This is a genomic window from Kribbella sp. NPDC023972 (assembly GCF_040639075.1).
Lineage (GTDB): Bacteria > Actinomycetota > Actinomycetes > Propionibacteriales > Kribbellaceae > Kribbella.
Window position 1 is genome coordinate 347,221 of sequence record NZ_JBEZZH010000002.1, and the last position, 14,306, is coordinate 361,526.

The 14,306-nt window shown below is 64.3% G+C and carries 9 protein-coding genes and 1 pseudogene; 4 read left to right on the forward strand and 6 right to left on the reverse strand.

The window, feature by feature from the left end; all coding sequences use genetic code 11:
• The first annotated feature begins 198 nt into the window (after window positions 1–198).
• Window positions 199–834, forward strand: a complete 636-nt coding sequence (locus tag AB0F43_RS10830; protein WP_360473668.1) for an SMI1/KNR4 family protein — start codon at window positions 199–201, stop codon at window positions 832–834.
• A gap of 562 nt (window positions 835–1,396) precedes the next feature.
• The gene (locus AB0F43_RS10835) at window positions 1,397–1,771 is read left to right on the forward strand and encodes a PH domain-containing protein (protein ID WP_360473670.1); all 375 of its coding nucleotides are present in this window, start codon (window positions 1,397–1,399) and stop codon (window positions 1,769–1,771) included.
• Window positions 1,772–2,085: 314 nt separating this feature from the next.
• Here AB0F43_RS10835 and AB0F43_RS10840 read toward each other — a convergent pair whose 3' ends face one another.
• The gene (locus tag AB0F43_RS10840) at window positions 2,086–2,943 is read right to left on the reverse strand and encodes a DUF6615 family protein (RefSeq protein WP_360473672.1); all 858 of its coding nucleotides are present in this window, start codon (window positions 2,941–2,943) and stop codon (window positions 2,086–2,088) included.
• Between the two features lie 543 nt (window positions 2,944–3,486).
• Between AB0F43_RS10840 and AB0F43_RS10845 the strand changes: the two are divergent.
• Window positions 3,487–3,835: pseudogene (locus AB0F43_RS10845) on the forward strand (transposase); the annotation flags it as partial.
• Window positions 3,836–4,039: 204 nt separating this feature from the next.
• Here the strand turns inward: AB0F43_RS10845 and AB0F43_RS10850 are convergent.
• The 3 genes from AB0F43_RS10850 to AB0F43_RS10860 all read right to left on the reverse strand — a co-directional run bounded on the left by AB0F43_RS10850 (window position 4,040) and on the right by AB0F43_RS10860 (window position 10,369).
• Complete coding sequence (locus AB0F43_RS10850; protein ID WP_360473674.1) at window positions 4,040–7,210, reverse strand: helicase-related protein; 3,171 nt, start codon at window positions 7,208–7,210, stop codon at window positions 4,040–4,042.
• Between the two features lie 119 nt (window positions 7,211–7,329).
• A complete protein-coding gene (locus AB0F43_RS10855; protein ID WP_360473675.1) occupies window positions 7,330–9,084 on the reverse strand; it encodes a phospholipase D family protein in 1,755 nt (584 codons plus the stop codon).
• Window positions 9,085–9,112: 28 nt separating this feature from the next.
• A complete protein-coding gene (locus AB0F43_RS10860; protein ID WP_360473677.1) occupies window positions 9,113–10,369 on the reverse strand; it encodes a DUF6361 family protein in 1,257 nt (418 codons plus the stop codon).
• Window positions 10,370–11,079: 710 nt separating this feature from the next.
• Between AB0F43_RS10860 and AB0F43_RS10865 the strand changes: the two genes are divergently transcribed.
• Complete coding sequence (locus AB0F43_RS10865) at window positions 11,080–11,238, forward strand: hypothetical protein (protein ID WP_360473679.1); 159 nt, start codon at window positions 11,080–11,082, stop codon at window positions 11,236–11,238.
• A 214-nt stretch (window positions 11,239–11,452) separates the two neighbouring features.
• Here AB0F43_RS10865 and AB0F43_RS10870 read toward each other — a convergent pair whose 3' ends face one another.
• Both AB0F43_RS10870 and AB0F43_RS10875 read right to left on the reverse strand, forming a co-directional pair.
• Window positions 11,453–12,100 (reverse strand): hypothetical protein, encoded by a 648-nt coding sequence (locus AB0F43_RS10870; RefSeq protein ID WP_360473681.1) that lies wholly within the window; start codon window positions 12,098–12,100, stop codon window positions 11,453–11,455.
• A 498-nt stretch (window positions 12,101–12,598) separates the two neighbouring features.
• Window positions 12,599–14,248 (reverse strand): NERD domain-containing protein, encoded by a 1,650-nt coding sequence (locus AB0F43_RS10875; protein WP_360473683.1) that lies wholly within the window; start codon window positions 14,246–14,248, stop codon window positions 12,599–12,601.
• Window positions 14,249–14,306 lie beyond the last annotated feature (58 nt).

Sequence of the window (14,306 nt, forward strand, 5' to 3'; positions counted from 1 at the left end):
AAACGAAAGTGCCGCCGTGAGCGATGTGCCAGCCATGGGGCGCCATCCACGAATCGCCGGACGTCGGCGTAGTGCACGAACTCGTACCAGGCCTGCGGTTCAGGCTGCGCTGAGGGCGAGCGTACAACTGCGGCACGTGTTTCGCCCGCAGTCCGTCCGTCGCCCGAATGTTGCACAGAACCAAGCCGGGACACTCGGGTGACCGTCGCCACGTCCTGGTCGCGGATCGTTGGCTGGCTTGCCGCCAACCACCCGGCTACGGCTGCTCTCGTCAACCCGCCTGCGACGGCCGTCGACGTCCGCTATCTCCAGGCCGCGATCAATCGTCCGCTCCCGGCTGACTTGGTCGAGCTGCTCGAGCTCGCCAACGGTACGGAGCACCGGGCGGTCCGGGGATCGCTCATCCCGACGCTCTACAACCTTGTCCCGGTGATGGACATGCTGTCGATCAGGCAGATGCTGCAAGGGATCCAGCGTGGCATCTTCGGTTCCGGTCCGTGGCCAGGCGATGGCGATCCGGCTGGGAGCCCGACAACGGACTGGCTTGACAGCTTCCTGCCGATCGCGGACGCGGCTGACGCCGGTCTCCTGTACGTTGACTTGCGCGATGGTGACCAGTTCGGGTGCGTTTGGGAGTGGTACGCCGAGGGAGGCGTAGCGTCGGCGCCGTGGTGGGCCAGTGTCAGCGAGATGATCGACGACGTCGCGTGCGCGCTCGTGGAAGGACGTCCCGCACTGCAAGCCTATGCGAATGGGGCCGTGTGGCCGGCCAAACGGCTTTCCCCGCAGCTGGCGGAGGTGGACGAGGGGTACCTGCGGTGGTCCGCGGCCTAGAGGTTGGGCTGTGGTCCACCCTTCGCGGGCGGCAGGTCTCCGGCAGCCGCCGGCACACCACCGAACGGGTGGACGGGCACCCAGTCGCTCTGGAGCCTACTCAGCCAATTGGCTGAGTAAAAGCTGACCTAGAGGTCCGGGCGCAGGCTGCCAGTACGCGCCTGCCCTGGGGATTTGTAGGCCCCGTGGGACTCGAACCCACAACCCGCGGATTAAAAGGCTGCGCGTCGGCGTGTCATCTGGCCCCTCGAGGCGTCACTAGTATCGTCAGCGACCGCGCTGGCCACCTTCTCCAGCGTCAGTTGGCTCCAGTTCGCGTCACGAACCGTGTCACGCGGCTGAGGCGGCCACAAGCCGCCACGCCGGCACCGCGCTGTCCGCATCATTTCATCCGCCGCAAGTGCTTCGCTTCGAAAGCGGCCCTGATCGAGGATCTTGCCGAGTGCGCTTCTGGCGACAGACAAGCAGAAGCGACTGGCAGGCAGCGAAGGCAGGCCGACTCATGCCGCGCGTCGCGGCCGCGCCACGTGCGGGATGCCAGCAGGTGTGGTTACGTGGCGCAGTGATCGATTTCGCGAACGGTTCCGTCTTCAAGCTCAATCCCGCCAAACCGGCCGAACTCGGTCCGATGGTGGCGCCACTGCTGATTCCCGGAGAGCAACTCGTGTCCTGCTTCAAAGCGGTGCGGGACTTCGTGGTCTTCACCGACAAGCGGCTGATCGCGGTCAACGTGCAGGGGATGACCGGCAAGAAGCGGGACTTCACCTCACTGCCGTACAGCAAGATCCAGGCGTTCTCGGTCGAAACGGCCGGCACCTTCGACCTGGACGCCGAGCTGGACCTGTGGTTCAGCGGTCTCGGGAAGGTTCGCCTCGAGTTCAAGGGAACGTCCGACATTCGTCAGCTGGGTCAGATGATCGCCGGTTACGTGCTTTGAGGCAGCCTTCTCGTGCCAGGTTCCGGTCTTACGCGTGATCACGCCAGGCCGCAAGGCTCACGGCGTCTGGCGCGGGGATGTCGACGCACCGCGGTGAGCCTACAGTTGACCCGCCACCAGATGGCGCAGCCATGCCGGTGACGCACGGTTTAGAAGATTGTTCGCCGCCTCGTCTCCGGTCACATGAATCCAACACTGAGTCGAGCAGGGTGAGGACCGTCGGCGCGGCGTCGGGCCTGGATCGCGCTCGACCCACTCGGGCGGTCAGAGTGCGTGCATCGGCGGCACGACACTGGTCACGAGAGAACCCGGCCTTAGTGTTCCTCGACCAGATCCATGGCCAGGTAGTACGAGACGTCCGGTGCGTTGTCGTCCCAGTAGGCACGAGGGTCAAGTCCTTCCATGAGGTATCCGACCCATTCCGGCTGCTCCGGGCGGATCCAGATTGGTGAGTCTGCGTTCGGTCTGATCGATTCGTCGCGGCCAGCCGCCGAGCCGAGCGCGATCCTGGCGGCCGCGCTTTGTATGCGCGGGGCCTTGCCGGTGCCGCCACTCGAGCGTTTTCTCAGGTTTGGGCAGAGAAGGCATTCGAGTGGCATTGCGTAGAGGTTGACCGTGTCCGCTTGCTGGTTGGGAGCCGGCGGCTGAACGATGAAGTCCCGCACGTCTTCGGCGTGGGCGACGGAGATACCCATCGCGCTGGCATCATTCTTCCAGGGCAGCCCGGCGCCGCGTTTGAGCCAGTGTCGCAAACAGGCTCCGAAGGACGTCGACTCTCCGGCTTTCCCGAAGGGTGCGATCTCGCCCTGGTAGAAGGCGTAGACCGGCAGTGCGCTGGCCATTGCGGCCGTGTGAAGAAGATCGCCGACCTGGTCTGCGGCGTCCCTCTTTCTGAGCTCGGGATACTTGGCGAACCGTTTGCCATCGGCCTGCTTCGCCTGGACGATCATGTTCACCCACCCGGCGCCGGTTCGCAGTGCCCAGGCCCAGTCCAGCCCGGCGCGGGCTTCCACGCCAGTCGTCGCCTTGTACACCCAGACTCGTCTACGGCCGTGTCGCTCGAGATAGATCAGCAGTGATTCGGTGATGGTCTCTTCGCGGGGCCGGAACGACGCATCGCGCAGGAAATGCCAGGTCCACTCAGACATCGTCGCAAGGAGGTTGGTGGTCACTCACGCATCATGCTTGGCCTGCGCGCGTTGAACGAGCACGCCTCGCCGGGACGGAGGGAGCCATCAGACGCCGGACCTGTTCGGCGCCAGCTGCCAATCTCCGAAGGTGAATCCGTGTCTGAGGACAAAATCCTGGCAGTCGTGCGAATCCGCGAGTTGTGTGCTCGGTCCCACGCGGCGAGTTCGCCCGCTTCTCCGGGCGCGTGTCGATGAAGTCGCATCTTCGGCGATCCGCTCGAAGCTGGCAGAATCGGCCGGCCTCAAGAGACCCGCATCGAGCCATCCATCCCTCGCCCCGCTTCGGGTCGCAGATGTAGATCATCCGCACAACAAATCCCCGGATCAATCTGTGCGAACGTGTCGCTTCGTCGACGACATCCGCAGGGCTAGTACGACAGCCGGACTTCGTGATCTTGCGCGTGGCGGCGCGACATGGCGCGGCCGCCGCCTGATCATGCCGGGTTTGTGTGGAACACAGCTGACGTGACGGTGGCCGCGGGCGTCAGCATAGACCCGGGTCGATGGCAGACGGAGTTCGACGGCTTGCTTGAGCTGATCGGTGGTCGGTTCGCGCGGGTGGAGTCGCGGCGGCTGGCGCGGGATGCGGTGCTTGGGTTGATGTCGGATCTTCCGGTTAAGAACTGCTGGACGCTGGCCGAACGCGCAGGCCACGAGTCACCGGACGGGCTGCAACACCTGCTGCGGAAAGGCGAAATGGGACGACGACGGTGTGCCTGACGACCTGCGCGGTTATGTGGTCGACAGGCTCGGCAGTGATGATGCCGTGCTGGTCATGGACGAAACCGCGGATGTGAAGAAGGGCACGTGCATGGTCGGCGTGCAGCGCCAATACACCGGTACGGCGGGGCGGATCGAGAACGCCCAGGACGCGTTCCTCGCCGTCGTCGGCGACTGAACGAACCGAGAACCCAGCCCCACGACGAAGCTCACTGATCTCGTTGACCTGCAACGAGATCAAGCGCCTGTTCAACATCCCTCATCGCCGCACCGATACACAACCTGCGACACCGGATCCGCTGGTCAATCTGGAGACGCCGCGCATCACCAACGCTCCGACCAGGTTCGGGACGGCGCATCATCCGCGCCGTGACGTTGATGGCGACAGGTCGACCCGGACCTCCTTCAACTGCTGCTTGAGCTCGTCCGGCAGGTCGTTCAGGACGTACGTCAGCAGCTCGTCCTGGCGGGGCTGGCCGAACGCGATCCTGTAATGGGCGGTACTGGCCAGGAGATCACCGACCCGGGAGCTCTCTCGGGTGTAGGGGATGATCGGCAGGTGGCGTTCGATCTTGGCAAGCTTGGTGGAGTCCACGTTGGCCGGTTGGAATACCCAGTAGGGCACTATCTCCGGCTCGCCGGGCCTCCGATATGCCTCAGCACTCTTGAACCCCTCATTCCACACGTTGCCCTGTCTGGGCAGCCCAACGACCGCTCCCACGTTCTTGCGCACGGCGTGTCCCTTGTAGCGGTGGATTCGTCCTTCGCGCTGCTCGAGGTCGACGGGGTTTCCTGGCAGGTTCCAGTGCATGATCGCGTGGCAGTAGAGATGGAAGTCCAGCCCTTCCTGACCGATTGATGTGCTGGTAAGCACGAAAGGCCAGAAGGGCGAGTTGAAGGCCAACGCAACCGCCTTGGCCCTGTCCTCGCTGCCCTCCTCGGACTTCTGGTCCCCGAACCGAACGGCATAACGGCCGCGCATGTTCGACTCCTTGAACACGGATGTGCCAGATTCGTTGGTGCGCACCGCGTAGACGGCGCTGCGAAGCGACATGGCTGCGACCAGGTCATCGACTGCGTCCGTCAGGTCCTCATTCAGGTTCCCGTATCCGCGCCACTCAGCAAACACATGCAGGTATTCATCCAGCGTCGCCTGAAGATTGCCGCGCGCACAGTAGGTCAGGGTCTTCAACCAGTGAGCGGAGTTGCCGAGGTTGGTGTCTTCTTGCTCGATGAGGTGTGTGGCTTCGAAGCCGTTGAAGATCGAGCGGAATCCCCAGGCCATTCCGGCTGCGACCTTCAAATGCTGGGCAGGCGTGGCGTCTGGCCAGGTCTGCTGCGCCGCACGCAAGGCACAGTTGGCCGGCGAGGCCACCCCGATCAGCGCGAGGACCTCTTCGAGGTCGACGGGAACGTCGGGGAGCTCGTAGTCGTCCAGCCTTGTCACCAAAGAGCGGAGTCGCTCGAGCTGGTCGCGCATGCCTTTGGAGTCCTGGTGGCGCGGCCACCAGTCCGCCGTGGGCCGGATGTGCCCCCCAGCGTGGTCGAGCAAGGAGGGCATCAACCAGTACCAGAGCACCGAGTCGGTCGCGCGAGACCGGGGACGACCCTTGACGAACGGTGCGACCTCCTTCCTGATTCGCTTTCTCGCTTCGGTCAGAACGCGAGCAAGAGCTGGCACTCTGGCCCTCTCGCCCGCAAGATCACGACTAATCTGCAGCGGGTCCGTCAGCGCAGCAAGCTCCGGCGTGGGCAGGATCAACGGCAGCAGTGTCATGTTCTGGGCGTCCGGGGGCCGCAGGTGGATGGTATGTCTGGAGTTCGCGGGGTCGTCGTATCGAACGGCGCGCAGGCGTCGAGTTGATCCCGGGTCTGCCTGGGTTCGCCGCTCGACCTCATAACTGGTCAAGGTGGAGATCGCTGTGGGGACCATGTTCCAAGCGCTGAACACAAGCCGCTTGGTGAAACGCCGCGCCCATTCCTGCTCGAACGTCCCGCCGGCCCGATAGTACGGAATTGACGGGGGCAGCCATAGCAGCCTCCACGCCTCGGTGTCGAGCACCTGCCGCCACAACAATTCGACTCGAGGATTCTCGGGGGTCAGCGCCTGGTAGCGACGTACCACCTCCCAATCCATCAGCGCGGTGCTCTTCGCCAGCATCTTGTACAAGGCCGGGTCACGCGGAGGCTCAAGTCCCTTAGCGATCCGCTGGGTGATGTCGTACTTGAGCCCGCCAAGGAAGCTCAGCGGGTAGGGCGCAGACTTCCAGAAGTCGACGGGATCGGACGCGCCAACGTGTTGGGCGATGGTGTCCACGTCGATGTACTGCCGAATGGATTGAGCGCGAGGTGTGCTCGTCCGCCCGGGAACGGTGAGCAGCATGCCCTCGCGGTCCTCGGTGGAGGCCAGCCGTTCCGTCCGCGCCATCACTTTGAGCAGCTGATCTGACACCGCGGCGGCAGCGTCCTCGGCTGGTTGCACTCCCGCGAACCGTGCGTCGTAAATCGCAGCGCGAAGGTCGCGCAGGCGCCCTTGGAGGCGTTCGACGGCAGAGGCATCCCCGTCGACCAAGAAGCGGTAGGTGTTTAGGAAGTCCTCATAGTGGCGGTCGTCACCGGCGGCGGCTTCCTCGCTGGTCGTGTGCATCGCGTACGGTGTTGCCGACAACATCAGCACCCGCGTGTGCCGCTCGTGATCGGCATGCCAATAGGTAAAGATCTCCCGCGCCAACTGTCCAGCAAACGGGTCGCCCTCGGGCTCGCCGCCCTTATCCACCTGGGCCGGATCCTCGATTCGGATCAGGTTCCGGAAGCGCTGGAACTCGTCCAGGATCACCAAGTCCGGGCGCAGACCCTGCACACCTGCCGAGGACAACACCTCACGCATGTCCCGGATGAACCGCTGCCGCCGGCTCGAGACTTCCCGGGTGTAGGACGAGCGCCGTCGCTGAAAGTCCAACGTGAGTTCCTTGAAGTCGTCCCGCAGCGTCGGCTGGCCGGCGATCCTGCGCGACTCATCACGCTCCTTCATCAGAGCGCGCACCTCTGAGCGCATTGGCTCGTGCAGCCTGCCGAGCCCGTGGGCCGCGTCCAGGAGTCGTCGGCGAGCGACTTGCGAACCGCCGCTCTCACTGATCCCCCAGAAGCAGGCGCGGGCTGCGCCCATGGTGTCCATGAAGTCAGAGCCCCAGATGCTCTGTAGGGCCCGGAATACAGCGGCCCGCTCGAGGAAGACACCACTCGAGCCGCGGAGGTCGAGGCTGGTTCCGGGGGTCAGCGCGATTACGTTGACTTCGCGCTCGTCCAGCTCGCCGAGCCGGAATGGCAGCAGCGAGAGTCGTCCTGCTCGGTGCGCCACCTCGACGCCGGGAATCTTGAGTTTGCGCACATTCTGCGAAGCGATCGCGGCGTTGGAGGCGATATAGACGATGTCGATGCGATCGTCGCCCCGTTCCCGAAGGTGGTCGATGGTCTGGGCGATCACTCCGCGCGCGACCAAGGTCTTGCCCAGACCCACCTCGTCGGCCACCAAGAATCTCGGCGCGGCGTCTGCTGCCCTGAACATCCTCGTGAACGCGTGCCGGGAGGTGTCGCGCTGGAAGTCCCGCAGTTGGCGCATAACTACCGGCGTGACGCGGGAGGACCTTGTCACGAGACGCTCCCGATATTCACGGCGTTCCAGATCTCTGCCCAGAGCTCCCGGAGTCCGGCAGGCACCACTTCGGTGTTCTCAAGGTCGGCGAAGAGCTGCTGGATGTGTCCGATCGTCTCCGGCTTTCGCGAGGCAGCACGCACGAACCTCTCGACCAGAGGAAGCGTCTCGAGAGCCCGCGCACCACCACTGCCCGGAGGTGGTGCGCCCCCGTCGCCGTTGTTGAATCGGTCGTCGATCTCATCGCGGAGCAGCAACATCAGGTAGCGGATCAGCCGGTCGGGGTCCTGCAGGAGTTGCGCGATCAGCCGCCCACGTCGACCGTCCGGCTCGCCGTGCATCTCGGCCCGTACGACGAATTCGGTGTGCAGTCGCCCACGCCGCAGTTCGTAGACCAGGAATCCGGTCAGCCCCTCCAAGGTCGCAGGCCTCGTGAGGTCCAGGCTGGAGCCGGTCCGCACTTCGTGCCACCCAGACAGGGTAAGCGGACGCGCTCGGATCCTGATCCCGGCCAGGTCGGGAAGTGGGTCGCAGGTCATGTATCTGACCGAGAACGACATGTCGTCCAGATTGTCCACCCAGGCGTCGACAGGAATCGCGGCGAACTCGCGACGGGCACGATCCAGGTCCGTGTCCGCCTCGTCGTCGGTCACGACGGGGACGTCGCTCCAGATGTGCTGTTGGAGAATCGAGCGGAAGTTCTGCTGCTCCGGCGAGGCGGCGTCCTCCAACCACTTGGCCACTCCGGTGCCGGAACGACTCCCTTCCAACTCGAGGAGGATCTCGACGTTGGTGTTGAACGCGGCACAGGTTGCATTGGCGCTCCCTACCCAGGTGGTGCTGTCGCGCCCGGTGTCGAACACGAACACCTTCGCGTGCAGCCCGCTCAACGGGAACACCATCCCGTCGCCGATCTCGTCGACGTCGTCACCGACGAGGTCGGGCCTCAGCTCGAGCGCTTCACAGCCCAGGTCCTCCGTGAGTTCGCTGTCGAGATCCGCCGACCGCGAGACGACGCTCAACCGATCCCACGCGATGTGGACTTCGTCGAGCAGCGCGCGCTTCAAGAAAGGCGACACGATCAGAGCGCGGTCGATCCGAGCAGGGAGCAACCTTTTATCGCTTCGGGCGCCCATACCCAGGACGTGCACCTGCGACGTGTGATAGCCGGCCGGCGGGACGAAGCGGGCGCGGGCGATCGATCGGGCCACACTCAGCACCCGCTCGAGGTGTTCCGGTGCCAGGTCTGCGAGAGCCAGATCCGGCAGTCGTCGAAGGAAGTCGGCGTACCCCTGCAGTGGCTCACCTTGGTCCCCTTCGTCCATCGAGATCACGGCGTCCCAAGACCGGTCGAAGGTCAGGTTGCGACTGGCGATCACGATCCGGTGCGTGAAGGTGCCATCCTGATGGGCGAACCGCAGTGCCCATGTCTTCGGATGGAAAACGCCGCCCTTGGGTGCCGTGACCGGCACCGTGCCGTGCTCAAGGAAGGCGAACATCGCCTTGCTGCGCCCGCCAGTAGGAACCGCGATCTGCCCGGCCTGAGTGAACACCGTCATCCGATCCGCAGTCCGACGAAGGCTGTCCAGCAACTCCAGCGGGGCCGCGCCACCCTGCTCACCCCGGGATGGAATGCGAGCGAGGGTGAGCAGCGCCGGAACGACAAGGAACGCGTCGAGGTTCAGCGTGTACGTCGTGCCCACCGCGGCATCGAGGGAGGCGCCTGCCGGCGGTGTCAGGAGTTCGGTCAACTGCCTGCGGTTGTTCGGGCCCAACACGTCATTCCCCCAAACCCTTGTGACAGTCGCTGATGTGGCGTCGGGCGATCCCGAAACGGAAATCCATGTAGTTCTGCCCGAACAACGCCCCGCGCCAGCGCTCAAGGGCAGCCCGGTCGCGAAGTCGCGCCATGCCGCGCCGCTTGATCGCGCCCTCTCTCGCTCGGATCGCTACCCGAGCGGCGTCCGTTTTCAGAGCCTGCTCTGGGTCTGCTATCGCAAGGTCGGACCAAGCGCGCACGAACCGTTCGGATCCGCCGCTGATGCGGACACCCGTCCGTCGGAGCCCGGCGAAGAGCGAGGTCAACTCGCTCCGCCACTGCTCCATGTCGCCCTGCACGGCTAGCATGTTTACGATCCAGTCTGCCTCTAGCCCGTCGAGCCGCGCTTCGGTGTTCGGGAACTCGCCAAGCCCTGACGATGCGGCGTCTTCACACAGCATCCGGTTGTAGAGCAGCCGGGCGCCCTGAGCCACGGTGGAGAATCCGACGGCACGCCTCAGAAGGACCGCGGTCCTGGGGTCGAGTAGCGCAGGGTCTAGTTCGAAGATCGACCCGACCTGAGCCAGGCGCAAGTCGGCGGCCATGGCCGCCAGAAGCGCGGTTGACGTCTCGCCGGTGATTCTGTTGACCGTCACGCTCGTGCGTTGCATCCGCTCGAGGAGGTACTCAGCCTCCCGCTTGGTCGGCAAAATCTCGAGGGCGTCACCAGGGAACTGCTCCGGCATCGACGGCAGCTCGTCGAAGTACGGCACGTCAGCCACGGCTACGTCGGGACCTTGGTGGCGAGTGTGCCGCCGGTTCAGCACCCAGGCGCGGTACTCCGACAGGGATCCAGCCTCCGCGCCATCAGCGCGTGGTCGGACGACTCCCCAAAGAGCCATGCCGTTCCAGTAGACCTCGCTGGGCAGGCGTTGCGTGTTGTGGCCGGCATCGAATCCAATGACACCATCGCGCCTCTTGGCCATCTTCTTCAACGCGTCCATCGTGTCCCACTCGGCCTGCCGGAACCAGTTGTCGAACTGGCGTGCATCGCGCGGACCGCGTTGGGCGACGAGCAGTGCGGCGTACGGCACCAAGAGGAAATAGCGCACCCGGGTCTGAATCGTGGACGTACCCGGGAACATCAGATTCGCGAAGCCGTCCCGGATCGAACCGAGCCCGAGCGCGTCGACGGACTCCGAGTCCAAGGCAGCCAAAAGCTCCCTGGCCTTCCGCGTCTCATCCTCGTCGTAGTCGAGCCAAGAGAACGAGGTCATCGACGCCGGTGGGGTCAACTTCGATCACTGCCTTCGGTGCCGAGTCCTTCAGACCTTTGTGCCATCAGTTTCGCTTGCCAGCGTGATGGGACCGTCTTATTGCCACGAGCCCTGGACCACCTGGAGGTGTTTAGTGAGAATCGCGGGGCTTGCTCTTGGTGTCAATGGTGACGCGCTGGTTGTGGGGTCTCGTTGGCGGTCGGAGGGGCCTTCGATGATGAGGGTGCGCTGCTGATGTGAGTCGGTCGATGGCGGACAGGGCGCACATCGCGTCGCTGGTCATCGACAGCCATTCGGAGGGTTCGCGGTTCACTGCCAGGGACTGCCGGGGATCATCGGCGGGAGATGTAGCCGCCGAGGCTAGGGTGCTGACCAAAGTCCTTGCTCCTTGGCTATGCCGCCTACTTACGCCGACTGGACGCGGACGGTCTACACACCGTTCTGCTCGGCTACCTGAACAAGCACGGCTATGCCTTGATCGCCCACGCCGCCAAGGTCGCCACGCAGGCCGACCCCGGATTCGACGACGAGGCATTCCACACGCGGTTCGCAGGTGCACTCGCCGACGGCCGGTTGCGGGCCGTCATCGTGCTTGATTCCGCACCACCTGATCTGGTTGACCTGGGTCGGCCACGTTCAGGAGGTCACCGTGACCAGCTGCCTCTCGACCTGGTAGTCGAGACATTGAAGTCGCCGACGGGCACCGCACCATGGTGCCGCAACTGGTCGAACCGGACCGCTCACAGGTCACCCCCCAACTGGCAGGCGGTGGCAAGCCGTCGATCACCTACATCAAGGCCGACTACGACGAGGAACTGCTCAGCCTACTTCGAGACGCCTACCGTGAGGCCAGAGACGGCCAGGCCTAACGTTCGTACGGACCGCACGACGTCGCCGACCGACAGTGGCCAGAATTCTTGCGTTGGCGGTTTCTCGTACAGCCGCTGAAGATCTGAACAGAACACGATCACACCGTGCAGAACCGTCGTGAACCTAGAGTCGATGGCCCGGTTGGTGCGGTTGGGACGAGCACAAAGGCCTGGCATTCAGTGCAGACCCTGAGAGATCCACGCGAGTTCCTCGCTACCACCAACTCGGCATCTCGAGCGGACAACCGCGGGTGATCCACTCCCACGCCTCGAGCTGGTCGCCTGTGACGCGCGTGTTGACCGCCTCCCAGTGCTCGTAGTCACTGAGCGGATAGTCCGGGAGCTCCCGGGAGGCAAACAGCGTGGCGAACAGCAGGCTGTCGGAGAGATTCTTCCGCAGGTCGCGGACAGTCTCGTCGTAGAGGAACTTGGTGAGGGTGTGGACGGCTTCCTGCTCGGGGAAGCCGTCGTAGTACTCATCTTCGGGCTCGAACTCAAAGTCGATGCCGTGCGCAACCATCAGTTGCCCGATCGTGAACAACGAAACCAGCGGCGGCTGGCCGATCACCTCGGCGAGGGACTCAGCCCACTGGCCTGGGCTGCCTTCGTCGAATGCGCGCAGGGTGAACTCTGTGTGCAGCGCTTTCAGCGCGAGGATGCGGAATACGCACTGGACTCGGCCTACCTCATTGTCCCAGGAGGTCAGGGCAGGGCTGAGTGACCGCCACGTGTAGGCGGCCCAGTCGTCGCCACCTGTCTTGGTGCCGAAGCGGAACACCTCGGTAATCACGTCCTGGAGACGTTCCCAACGCTCATCGCTTGCCGGGCCAGCAGCCTGCTGTGAACTGTCTGGATCGGTCATCTCTACTCCCCTCGAGTCGTACTCATGGCGATACGTGCTCGTCGAGTCCGCATCTGCTTCTCAACCTCAGCCATCGCTCGGCTGCCACGCATGGGCTGAGGGCAAGTGGTCGTCATCATCGACGCGGTGCCAGTCCACGGCCAAGTCAGCCTACGGCTCTTGGCGTCTATCAGATGGCTGCGCGACCGATCGGTCGTGAGTCAGATCTCCCGTTTCGTCTACAAACGTCACCTACCCGCTGGAAATCTCGTCAATTGGCGCGTTTTCGGTGCCGTCTGAGCACGCGGTGTCCGGCTCGGGACAGTTCAGCATGACGGGCTGTGTTATACCGGGTCGCGGGGATGGTCGAGTGCCACGGCCGACCAGTAAGGGCTCATGCCCGACCCGGCGGTTTCGCCGCTGTCCGTCATTGAAGCTGATGACATCTACTCGCGACTTGAACCGCCACACCCCGCGAGTCATCCAAACTCGGGGCAGTCCCAGACATGTTGAGGCGGGCTAGATTCCCAGCCGCCGCGCGACCTCAGGTCCACCAATCTCCCGAATGATGGCGGGATCACCGACCACGACCAGCTCGTCCGTTGCCCTCGACATTCCGACGTACAGCCGCTCTCGCGCGCGGTCGCGGCCTTTCTCCTCGTTCACACACAGGACAACGGCGCGGCGCTCGAGGCCCTTGCAGCCGAGCACGTGCCCATAGAAGACGTCCTCGGTGTCCCAGAAGGTCTTCCAGTACCCTTGCTGGCCGTGGAGCTCGGTCCGTTCGAGCTGGATCGGGTGCCGCTTCCCGGTGGTCATCAGGCAGATGTGCTCCGGCTTCCAGCCAGCCTCCAGGAACTCATCGACGACGTCATCCGCGGCCGACAGGGCGTCTGATGTGGTCGACGCAACGAAACGCACGGCGGCTCCGTCACCACCGCGCGAGTACATCCGACTTGGCGCCAACGGTCCGAACGACTCGTGGATCTGCTTGGTGTTGCGCAGGTTGTGGTCGAGCATAAGCGGCACCAACTGGACTGGCGGGCGACCGAAGCGTGCGAAGAGCCGCTGGTTCTCGTCGGAGTAGACATAGAGCCCGCTCTCCTCCTCATCACGCAGAGACTTGAGGACCGGCCGCCACCACAGGTCAGCGAAGTCCTGTGCCTCGTCCACGATCACTGAGTCGTACTTGGCCTTGGGGTCCAGCCGTTCAGCCAGCTGATCCATCAGCTCGGGCAAGTCAAACTCCCAGAATTGGCTGTCGTTGCGATCCCCCTGAGCGGGGGCGCCCCATTGGACTCCGAACTCGTGGAACGTACCGACGAAGGCCGGTCGTTCCTTGCGGTGCCAGGTCGCGACCTCACGCTTCATGTACTCGGCCAACCCGAGTGAGTAGCACAGCACCGCCACTCGCTGGGCCGGCTTGTGGGTGCGTCCCCGCGTCAGCTGCTTGGCCTGCTGAAGCGCGAGGACGGTCTTTCCGCTGCCGGCCCCTCCGCGTACCTCCACCCGGTTCAGCAGCCGCGTCACATGCAGGATCGAGGCCTGTTCCTGAGTGAGTCGATCCGCGGTCGATGCTCGTTCGTCGGACTCCGCGTTGACGTCGTACGACGTGGGCATGCGGCCAGCCAAGATATCGACGATCGCCACCACATCGTCGTACGTCGGTGGGCGCTGACCGTGTGCCAGCCCCCACCCGTTGTCGCGCACTCGCTCTGCCAGGATGCCCTGGTCGGCCCGGTCGTGCAGCGCCCAGCGAGGTAGCTCAGGCACCTCGAAGTCGTGGCCGAAATCCGAGAACGGAGTCACGACTCCATGCGCCCAAGCGACCCGCCCCCGGCTCCAGCGTGGGTCCTTCTCGACGTACCGCCGGAGCGCGTATTTCGCGTCTCGCGCCTGATCGACCGGGCGGATGGTGGTGGCCCGGCCGTGCCGCCTGATCCACCAACCGCTGTCGTACCAGACGCTGCCCCCCTTGACCTCGAGCACCAGCACACCGATGTCGGGCATGAGCACGACCAGATCGGCCTCGTGGTCCTTGACCTCATCTGTGAGGCGAAGGTTGGCCATCAGTACGTAGTCCTGGCCGAGCCCGTCGCGCAGCCGTTCCCAAACCTCACGCTCCGACGCCGTCGTGAAAGTCGGCTGCTCGGGGACGAGTATCACCATGCCCGCAGACTTTCACGGTCATGGCGAGCTCGTGAATAGTTCAATCCAAATCAACAGT

What these genes read in the sequence shown, in the direction of transcription:
- AB0F43_RS10870 (WP_360473681.1), bottom strand. Translation starts at nt 12,100, where the DNA reads ATGACCGATCCAGACAGTTCACAGCAGGCTGCTGGCCCGGCAAGCGAT.
- AB0F43_RS10860 (WP_360473677.1), bottom strand. Translation starts at nt 10,369, where the DNA reads ATGACCTCGTTCTCTTGGCTCGACTACGACGAGGATGAGACGCGGAAG.
- AB0F43_RS10875 (WP_360473683.1), bottom strand. Translation starts at nt 14,248, where the DNA reads ATGGTGATACTCGTCCCCGAGCAGCCGACTTTCACGACGGCGTCGGAG.
- AB0F43_RS10865 (WP_360473679.1), top strand. Translation starts at nt 11,080, where the DNA reads ATGGTGCCGCAACTGGTCGAACCGGACCGCTCACAGGTCACCCCCCAA.